At 35.9% G+C, this 6947-nt stretch carries 3 protein-coding genes; all 3 read right to left on the minus strand.

The genetic code is table 11. From position 1 onward, the window contains the following. Positions 1 to 7 precede the first annotated feature (7 nt). Positions 8 to 3175, minus strand: a complete 3168-nt coding sequence (locus tag H6A61_RS03250; RefSeq protein WP_204390914.1) for a SusC/RagA family TonB-linked outer membrane protein — start codon at positions 3173 to 3175, stop codon at positions 8 to 10. A 95-nt stretch (positions 3176 to 3270) separates the two neighbouring features. Beyond that, entirely contained in the window at positions 3271 to 4524 is a 1254-nt protein-coding gene (locus H6A61_RS03255; RefSeq protein WP_204390916.1) for a DUF4995 domain-containing protein, read from the minus strand. An 8-nt stretch (positions 4525 to 4532) separates the two neighbouring features. Continuing rightward, on the minus strand, positions 4533 to 6947 hold a 2415-nt coding region (locus H6A61_RS03260; RefSeq protein WP_204390917.1), incomplete at its 5' end, for a DUF4962 domain-containing protein.

Here is a 6947-nt window from a genome sequence, read left to right on the forward strand (position 1 = left end):
TTAAGATTTATAATGTCACATTTAATCCGAATACAAATGAACGATTACGTGGATAGGCTCCGAAATCTACTCCCGGAGTAAGATTGTTGCCTTTAGTAGAAACCTCCGGATCAAAACCTGTATAAGGTGTAACAATAAAGAGATTACTTGATGTGAAATACAATCTCAGCTTTTTTATACTCCAGTTTCTAAGCATACTGCGAGGAAATGTATAGCCCAAAGTCAAATTACTTAAACGAAGGAATGAAGCATTTTCCACGGCCCATGAATGAACATAATAGCTACCTTGCTGTAAATCTGCCACGGAAGCAACAGTCTTTCCCTGATTTATTTGTTTCAACAATTCAGGATCAGTAACTTTATTTCCTTCAGAATCTATAGTCATCCATCTGTGTGAACTGTTTGCCAGATCAAGAGCATTTCTGTTTGTACCGCCTATAAGAGTATTATTCAATTTTGTTGCATTCAACACTTCTCCACCAATACTATAAGTAAAGAAGAAGCTAAAATCAAAACCTTTATATGATATTGAATTGTTTAAACCTCCATATACAATGGGATTAGCATTTCCAATTACCGTACGATCATTATCGTTCACGATACCGTCATTATTAACATCAGCAAATTTCCAAGAACCTGGTTGTACTCCATCCCTAACAGGAACACCATCCTTTAAAGTATATGTGCCTGTAGAAGGATCATAATTAAAATCATCTACTTCATAAAGCCCCAATGTCTTAAATCCATAGAACTGTCCAATCGGCTCTCCTACGGCTATTTTATGAGTATTCTGATTAAACCCGAACTCAGCCTCCTCAAGAAAATAATCCTCACCTGACAGAGCTTCAATCCTGTTTCTATTAAAAGACATATTAAAATCAGTACTCCAAGTTAAATTATCATTCTGTATATTAACAGAAGAAACAGACAAATCAACACCTACATTTCTCGTCCTACCGATATTTCTCAACATAGTGGTATAACCAGAAGAGGCAGGAACTTTAGAATTAAGCAAAAGATGTGAACTCTTATTCAAATAAAATTCCGGAGAAATGGTAAGCCTTTGATCGAAAAATCCAAAATCAATTCCCATATTAAAAGTCTTATTGGACTCCCATTGCAAATTTTCGCTTGGAATTGCAGAAGGAGCATAACCCGGCGACATGGAAGTGTCACTCGGATATGTAGCTGAAGACAGCAATGACAACGATGCATAACTTGCTATACGATTATTTCCTGCAAGACCATATCCTGCTCGAAGCTTTAAATCGGAAAATACATCCAGTCTTTTTATAAAATCTTCTTCACTAAGTCGCCATGCGGCAGATACAGACGGAAAAAATCCCCATTTATGATTCTTGCTGAATTTTGACGATCCGTCTGCACGTACGGTAGCAGTAACAAGATATCGTTCCTTGAAGTTATAATTAAATCTCGAAAAGAACGATAAAAGCTTATCGTCATAATTTACATTTGAAGTAATAGTACCTGGAGTGCCAACACTAGTATCATTCAATCCAATATCATTATTAGGGAAGTTTGTTACTGTAGAATTAACCCATTGTGTCCACCTGGATACCCATTCCTGACCAAACATTGCAATAAATTTCTGTTTTTTGGTCTTGTATTCATAGTTAAAGACATTAGATGTCTGAAAACTTCCATTCTCCGAATATTGTATACTACCATTTATACTCGAACGCTTGGCTATAGCTGACAATTCTCCATAGAAACGATCACGACGAAGAATATAATATCTGGTACCAAGAGAACTTTTAAATGTCCAACGTTTACTTATACGGAAATTTAATCCTCCGTTAATCTGAAACGTGCGGGCTGTTCTATCATCAGTTTCCTGCTCTGCTGATATTAGAGGGTTCTGCATAGGATTGGACTCATCATCTACCAGCAATGGGTCCTCCCCTTCTAACAGACCTTGTTCTGTTCCTGTAATACCTGCAATTGGACGATACTGAATAATATGTTCCATCTTATTGAAACGGGCATTACCTTCGGATGTTCCCATTCCGTATATTTTCTGTTGAGTAAAGTTTAAACGTGCATTAACAGATAAACGTTTTCCACCTTTGTGCGAAACATTAAGTGATATATTATGCTTTTCATCACCACTATATACCATAGCGCCCAAGTTTTTGAAATAAGCATAGCCCATACTGAAACTTGTATCCTTATTACCTCCTGAAACATTTATTCTATAGTTCTGACTAGTTGTAGTACGTCCCAATACTTCTTCCTGCCAATCTATTCCTCTATCTGAATAATTCTCATCAATTTCCATAAATGAACCGTATAAGTTCTGAAAACGATTTACACCATCTTCACCATTAAAATAAAGATTTCTTTCATAATCCAATATCGCAAACTCTTTGGAAGACAATACAGGCAGCTTTTTCGCTATTTTTGCAAAACCTATATAAGTGTCGAAATTCACATCAAGTTTGGAACCATTCTTTCCCCCACTTTTAGTTGTGATAACGACAACACCATTTGCACCACGTGCACCATATATAGCAGTGGCAGAAGCATCTTTAAGAATATCTATACTTTCAATCTCACCCGGATCAAGGTTTGACATTCCGTCTTCACTGGGAAAACCGTCAATTATATAAAGAGGTTCATTGCTTTGAGTGATGGATATACCTCCACGTACACGTATAGAGACAGAAGCTCCAGGTCCACCTTCTGACTGAATTACCTGTACACCAGCCACACGACCCGCCAATGCCTGCGTTACGTCCGAAGTAGGTGTTTTCATAATATCATCACTTTTTACAGAAACAACAGAACCTGTAAGATCACTACGTTTCGATGTTCCGTATCCGATAACTACAACTTCATCAAGAACTTTATTATCCTGCTTCAATTTTACATCTATTACCGTACGGCCTTTCACTGCAATCTCCTGCGAAGCCATTCCTATAAAAGAGAATATCAGAACGTCGTTTGCTTTTGCCGAAATAGTATACTTCCCTTCCATATCTGTAATAGTACCAACATTTGCATTACCTTTAATACGAATATTAGCCCCAATTACTTCAAGCCCTGTATCATCTACTACCTTTCCTGATATGTTTATGTTCTGTGCAATTAAAGTTGCACAAAACATAAACATAAAAAGAAAACCTGTTACTAACTTTTTATACACATTTTTCATAATACTATTCTTTTTCAGCTATTTTACGACTGCAAATATATCTGATTGTATCATATTAAAATTTCAAAACCGTTTTATCTTATTTTGATTACGTATTATTTCTTCAAATCATTATAGCGTTTCAATGCTTCCAAATAATAATAATCAGCATAATTAATTGGTGTATCAATTTCAGAACCATGAGGAAGAGAACCAACAGAATGCATGAGCACAAAACCCTTGTTTTGACCTTTTTCTGAAAGGTATTTTTTTGAAGATAGGCTTTTCAATATTTCTTCCGCATAATCAAAATATCTGTCACCATTTTCTGCAAATGTACTTAATTCTAAAAATGCAGAAGCTATAACAGCTGCAGCAGAAGCATCACGCGGAGTTTCCATTTTTATCGGAGCATCAAAATCCCAATAACAAACCTTATCTGATGCTACATTACGTTTTATAATCATTTCTGCTACATTAACAGCCTGATTAAGAAATTTCACATCTTTAGTTTCTCTATAACAAGAAGTATATCCATACACAGCCCAACCTTGACCACGAGCCCAAGCCGAATCATCGTTTTTACCTTGATGAGTACCTTTCAGTTCAACAGAACCGTCATCATTATAACTCACAACATGAAACGAAGTAAAATCAGGGCGGAAATGATGTTTCATTGTAGTATATGCATGCTTGATTGCCACTTGTTTATACTTTTGGTTTCCTGTAAGATTAGTAGCGTTAAACAATAAATCAAGATTCATCATATTGTCTATTATAACCGGGTAATTCCAATGCCCGAAGTCCCATGATCTTATACATCCTATCTGCACATTGAATCTTGAACACAAGTTTTCAGCTGTTTCTACTATCACATCCATGATACTGTCATTCGGAGCAAGACGCATTGCATTACCATAACTACAGTTTATCATAAAACCAATGTCATGATTATCTTTATATTTACTGATAGGAAACATTCGATTGGTATAATCTATAGCTTCATTTTTCAAATCAGCATCTCCTGTAAGCTCGTACGCATACCACAAACTTCCAGGGAAAAAGCCACTTGTCCAGTCATATATATTGCAATTTCTCCTTGTTCCTAATTTTTCTTTTGGAGGATTAGCCCATAAAGAATCGGCAAAAGTAGAAGCATCACGTTCCAACTGACTTTCCAAGAAGCTAACATCATATCCTGTCCATAAAGAACGTGGCATCACTACAGAATCCTTTAGTTCTTGTGCCGTGAATTTCAGTTGATAAGATGCAACATCAAGTGCATCACATACCCATTTCTCATTATTTACATTAGACTGACATGATGAAAGAAATATGCCAGATAAAAACAAATTCAAAAAAAATCTCATAATTATAGCTATTTAATTATTACACATGTAGGTTTTAATCTTCTATCAGTCATTTCTTCGGTCTTCCATTCACCATCTATGCAGTCGTATAGAACAGAAGCATTCTTATCTTTTAGTTTATATATTTTTCTTGGTTCAATTTCAATACTTTTTTTACCATAACCAAACTTTGATTTTCCATCGGTTATAATTATACTGGCAGGTTTACTTACATTCAATTCAGCTGATATGTTCCATCCACCCACTTGTATACCTCCTGACTTATGACAACGTACTATCTTACGTTTCTCTTTTCCATCCTGATCTATTATTATAACGGTAAGTATCCTATTATATTTTGAAGGATGGAAAGTAGCCTTCAAATGCCAATATTTCTCCAAACGTTCACCTCTAACAGCCAGATTTTCATCAGGCTGTTCGGTAAAATCATTTGTCTGCGAGTATATACAAGACTGTTCTGATATAATATAAGCCGTAGCGGTAAAACCACCTTCTTCATTATGAGTAACCAGTGTATTATCATTTATATTGAAACGTACAGGGCTATGCAGCAGCCAGTCCCATCTAACATTTTTCTTTGCCTCCATTTCGTCATATAAAACAACAATATCCTTATCAAGAACAATAACATGGCGAAAGAATTTTGTCAAAGGAGTTTCTCCAAACCCATTTTCAGGAGTCTGCTCTATTCCTACTTTACTGAAGTTTTCGTTCCACATAGGATACTCACTAACGCCACAATACGCATTTGAAGCGTCTCCCAATGCATAAGTTATGTGTTCACCTTTCAGCATACGAGTTATTTGTCCATAAGCCCTTGTAGTAAAAGGTTGACCTATGCCATCTACCAGAATTGTGTTATGAGCCCTTGTATGGCGATATGACATTATATTATGAGCATCGCTGAAATTCAGATAATATCCTGCTGAACGATAAACAGGTATTCCATTATAATGAATATTAAATGCATTCTGATTTGAATGAGTATGACTGCCTGAACCAAACGGACTAGAACGAAAACTCAAATACATACCATGTTTATAATCCGACAAAGAATCAATATATATCATCTCTCCACTATCTTTAAACCACACTGATTTAGAGACGTCAGAGGGTAAAGAATTATTTACAGGACGTGATTTACCACTCAACATTCTGTAAAGCCTCAACTCATAATCAGTCTTATACAATTGATTTATAGAGGAATACCATGATGCATAAGGATCACCTGTCTCACGGGCAAGAAAGTCCGCAAATGCGCTACGGATACGCAACGGCTGGTCATTGGTCTTTTCATGCCCATCGCCAAATCCTGCAGACAGAGATTCAGGAGGCCAACTATAAACAAGTCCTTTACCCGCATTCCTATACCATGGATGCTTAAGAAAATCTACACCTGTCAGATACGAAAACAACGAAGCCATATAACTTAAAGTAACTGCATTTGCACTGAAATAGCTTGTCCCATTATGCCAGTTCCCATCTCTATTAAGATTTGCAGCCGGAGCTTTACATGTCCATATTTCGTAAAGATATTCTAAAATCTCCTTCGCCAAAGGATCTTTATCGTGAAAGACCAAAGCAGCCTGAATAAATTTTCTTACTGGAAACTGCCAAAAATGATTGTTAAAAACATGATTTTCTTCATGTCCATACATCAAATTACGATAGTATTCAAACACATTAATAACAAGCTCCTTGATCTTTGCCCTCTCTTCTACTGTCAAAATTGAATAACATGTTTCATACACATTAGCCATAAAAAAAGCCAGATCACCTGCAAAAAAATCATTTGCCAGACGAGATTCTTCAAATTCCACTGACAACAAACGCCTGGCAAACTGCACCATTTTATCAGCATATACCTGACGATCCATTAGGATATATGCGGTTTGCAATTTAACTGCAAGCTCTGACATTTCACTCAATTTATTATAAGGATTAACATCAAAAGTATAATTTGCCGCAATTCCTTGCCTTGCCTGACTTATCATGTCATTATACTCAGGATGTTTATATATATCTTTTCTAGCATTCTCTATTTTGTCAGACAAGAAACAATATATTCTATTTCCTTTTTTAGGAACATTTGAAAGAAATACATCAAAAGAAGGAGTTACAAATTCGGGGATATCATCAGTAATCTCGAAAGAATAGGTTTCACTCCATTCTGAAAATTTACCTTCAGCAGAAACATTACGAAATCTCCAGTACCATATTCCCGGTTTCAAAACCTGGTGGGGATTGAACATACACCACGGACGAATTTCGGAATATATAGTAGCATTATCTGAAAATTTATTATCACAAGATAATGCAAACTGTATATTCTCTTCCTTTTTCATAGATAATGGTACAAATAACGCACACGGATTTATATATAAAGTTACCCCTTTTTGTGGATACGGAACAGTCCTTACATT

It is taken from the genome of Bacteroides caecigallinarum (genome assembly GCF_016901995.1).
GTDB lineage: Bacteria > Bacteroidota > Bacteroidia > Bacteroidales > Bacteroidaceae > Phocaeicola > Phocaeicola cellulolyticus.